This window comes from Variovorax sp. 10N412, assembly GCF_056394985.1.
Genome location: NZ_JBFTIO010000042.1, coordinates 1 through 3,391, shown reverse-complemented (window position 1 = coordinate 3,391; position 3,391 = coordinate 1). Strand labels below are relative to the sequence as shown.

Annotated in this window: 4 protein-coding genes; all 4 read left to right on the top strand. The window is 66.6% G+C overall.

All coding sequences use genetic code 11. The features are described from left to right. Positions 1-198 (top strand): chemotaxis protein CheW (locus tag AC1DJH_RS33015; protein WP_478188602.1); only part of this gene is annotated, 198 nt, incomplete at its 5' end. An 83-nt stretch (positions 199-281) separates the two neighbouring features. After that, positions 282-1,847: a methyl-accepting chemotaxis protein gene (locus AC1DJH_RS33010; RefSeq protein WP_472121270.1), complete on the top strand. Its 1,566-nt coding sequence runs from the start codon at positions 282-284 to the stop codon at positions 1,845-1,847. Between the two features lie 7 nt (positions 1,848-1,854). Next, positions 1,855-2,136: a hypothetical protein gene (locus AC1DJH_RS33005; protein ID WP_472121273.1), complete on the top strand. Its 282-nt coding sequence runs from the start codon at positions 1,855-1,857 to the stop codon at positions 2,134-2,136. Between the two features lie 8 nt (positions 2,137-2,144). Beyond that, positions 2,145-3,391 (top strand): methyl-accepting chemotaxis protein (locus AC1DJH_RS33000; protein ID WP_478188601.1); only part of this gene is annotated, 1,247 nt, incomplete at its 3' end.

Here is a 3,391-nt window from a genome sequence, read left to right as displayed (position 1 = left end):
ATGGTGGTGGACAGCGTGTCGGACGTGATCACGTTGACGGGCGAGCAGATCAAGCCTGCGCCGGAGATGGGTTCGGTGCTGGACGCGGACTACCTGATCGGGCTGGGCACGCTGGACGAGCGGATGCTGATCCTGGTGGACATCGACCGGCTGATGTCCAGCGACGAAATGGGCCTCGTCGAAAAGATGGCCGCTTGACGGCCGCCTGAAAGCCGCCTGAAGGCCGCGAGAAGCAAGACAACCACGACGACAACGACACAAGGGCCTGCGAGGAGCAACACATGAAAAACTGGAAGATCGGGCGGCGCATGGCCGCCGGCTTTGCACTGGTGCTGGCGCTGGCGCTCATCACCGCGGGCATTGCCGTGCTGCGCCTGCAGGGCGTGGGCGAGGCCACGGAGTCGATGGCCAAGCACTCGCTCGCGAAGGAACGCCTGGCCGCGGCCTGGCAGCTGGGCACCAGCACCAACGGCGTGCGCACCCTGTCGCTGCTCAAGAGCAACGACCCTGCGGTGCAGGCCTATCTGCAGAAGAACATCGACGCCACCAGCGCCAGCATCAGCGAGACGCAGAAGAAGCTGGAGGCCCTGTTGCAGACGCCGGCCGAGCTGGCGCTGAGCGCCGACATCAAGAAAAAGCGCGGCGAGTATGTCGAACTGCGCAACCGGATCTTCAAGCTCAAGGCCGAGGGCCGCGGCGACGAGGCCGCCCGGCTCACCGACGCCCAGATGCTGCCCGCGCTGGAAGCCTACGACGCGAGCATTCGCGCCATGGTGGCGCAGCAACAGCAGGACATCGACACCACCGCCGCCGACATCGACACGCAGTACCGTTCGGGCCGCATCTACGTGCTGACGCTGACCATGTTCTCGCTCGTGGTGGGCACGGTGGTCGCATGGGCGCTGACCCGCAGCATCGTCGACCCGATCGGCGAGGCGCTGCTGATTGCCGAGACCGTCGCCTCGGGCGACCTGAGCAAGGACTTCGAGACCGAGCGCGGCGGCGACTTCGGCCGGCTGCTGCGCGGCATGGGCGAGATGGAAGACACGCTGACCGACCTGGTGACCCGCATCAAGGCCTCGACCGATTCGATCGCGGTCGCCTCGCGACAGATTGCAGCAGGCAACCAGGACCTGTCGTCGCGCACCGAGCAGCAGGCCAGCTCGCTGGAAGAAACAGCCGCCTCGATGGAAGAGCTGACCTCGACGGTGAAGCAGAACGCGGACAACGCACGCCAAGCCAACCAGCTCGCGGTGTCGGCATCGGAAGTCGCGGTGAAGGGCGGCCATGTCGTGTCGCAGGTGGTCGGCACCATGGGCTCGATCAATGCGTCGTCCAAGAAGATCGTGGACATCATCGGCGTCATCGACGGCATCGCGTTCCAGACCAACATCCTGGCGCTGAATGCGGCCGTGGAAGCGGCGCGCGCAGGTGAACAAGGCAAGGGCTTCGCCGTGGTCGCCTCGGAAGTGCGCAGCCTCGCGCAGCGCTCCGCGTCCGCCGCCAAGGAAATCAAGACACTGATCGGCGACTCGGTCGACAAGGTCGCCGAGGGCAGCAAGCAGGTGGCCGAAGCCGGCCGCACCATGGACGAGATCGTCGGCAGCGTGCGCCGCGTGACGGACATCATGGGCGAGATCACCTCGGCCAGCCAGGAACAGACCTCGGGCATCGAGCAGATCAACCAGGCCATCAGCCAGATGGACCAGGTCACGCAGCAGAACGCCGCGCTGGTGGAGCAGGCTTCGGCCGCCGCCCAGTCGCTGCAGGAACAGGCCGACGACTTGATGCGGGCTGTGAGCACGTTCAAGCTCGACGCCGACGAACCCGTCTTGCTGGGGGCCTGAAGCAGCCGTGCGCATTCGTCTCAGTCCCAAGATCGCCCTTCGCCTGGGCACCGGTTTCGCCGTGTCGTTGTTCGTGCTGGCCGCGGCGTTGAGCCTTGGCTTCAAGGCCGGTGCCGGCTTCGAGTGGGCGCGCCACGCCGTGTTCGGCCTGGGCGTTGCCGCGCTGCTGGCCGGCGTGCTCGTTGCCTGGTGCGTCACCCGCTCCATTGCCCGCTCGTCGCGCGACGCCGAACTGGTGTCCCAGCGCCTCGACCGCGTTTTCAAGAATCTAAAAGCAAGCGACTCCTGACATCCTCCATGAACTCCATCCTCAATCTCAGAATCGGCACCCGCCTCGGCATCGGCTTTGCCGCGGTGCTCCTTTTGCTGGCCGGCCTGGTCGGCCTGGGCCTCGAATCGATGGCCGACATCCAGCAGCGGCTGAACGGCATCGTCACCGGCAACAACGCCAAGGTGGCCGCCGTCAACAAGATGGCGGACGCGATCCGCGACATCGCCATCCTCGATGGCAACCTCATCCTGTTGAGCGACGACGCCGCCATGCGCGAGGAAGCCAAGAAGATCTCCGGCGCGCGAGACCGCTTCTCCGAAGCCCGCGAGGTCCTGGTCAAGCTGCTCGCCACGCCCGCGGGCAAGGCGCTGCTGGCCGGCATCGACGAAAAGGTGGGCGTGCTCGTGCCGCTGAACGCCGCCCTGTCGGAGCTGGCGCTGCAGAACAAGAACGACGAAGCGACGATGCTCTTCATCACCAAGTTCCAGCCGGCCGTGAAGGCCGTGCTCGCGGAGCTCGACAAGCTGGACGCGCACGAAAGCCGGCTGTCCCGCGCGGCGAACGACGAAGCCGGCGCCGGCTACGCGTGGGCACGCAACCTGATGCTGGCGCTGGGCGCGCTGGCCGTCCTGGCGGGCGCCGCCATCGCGTGGTTCATCACGCGCACCATCACGCGCCCGATCAGCGAGGCCGTGCAGGTGGCCGAGAAGGTGGCCGCAGGCGACATCAGCTCGCGCATCGACGTGCATTCGAAGGACGAAACCGGCCGGCTGATGGCCGCGCTCAAGGCAATGAACGAGAGCCTGGTGCGCATCGTGCGCGAAGTGCGCACGGGCACGGACACCATCGCGACGGCGTCGAGCCAGATCGCTTCGGGCAACCAGGACCTGTCGTCGCGCACCGAAGAGCAGGCCAGCTCGCTGGAAGAAACAGCCGCTTCGATGGAAGAGCTGACCTCGACGGTGAAGCAGAACGCGGACAACGCGCGCCAGGCCAACCAGCTGGCCGTGTCGGCCTCCGAGGTGGCGGTGCGCGGCGGCAACGTGGTCGGGCAGGTGGTCGGCACCATGGGCTCGATCAATGCGTCGTCCAAGAAGATCGTGGACATCATCGGGGTGATCGACGGCATCGCGTTCCAGACCAACATCCTGGCGCTGAATGCCGCAGTGGAGGCGGCGCGTGCCGGCGAGCAAGGCCGCGGCTTCGCCGTCGTGGCATCCGAGGTTCGCAGCCTGGCGCAGCGCTCGGCCGCAGCAGCCAAGGAAATCAAGAC

What these genes read in the sequence shown, in the direction of transcription:
- AC1DJH_RS33010 (WP_472121270.1), top strand. Translation starts at nt 282, where the DNA reads ATGAAAAACTGGAAGATCGGGCGGCGCATGGCCGCCGGCTTTGCACTG.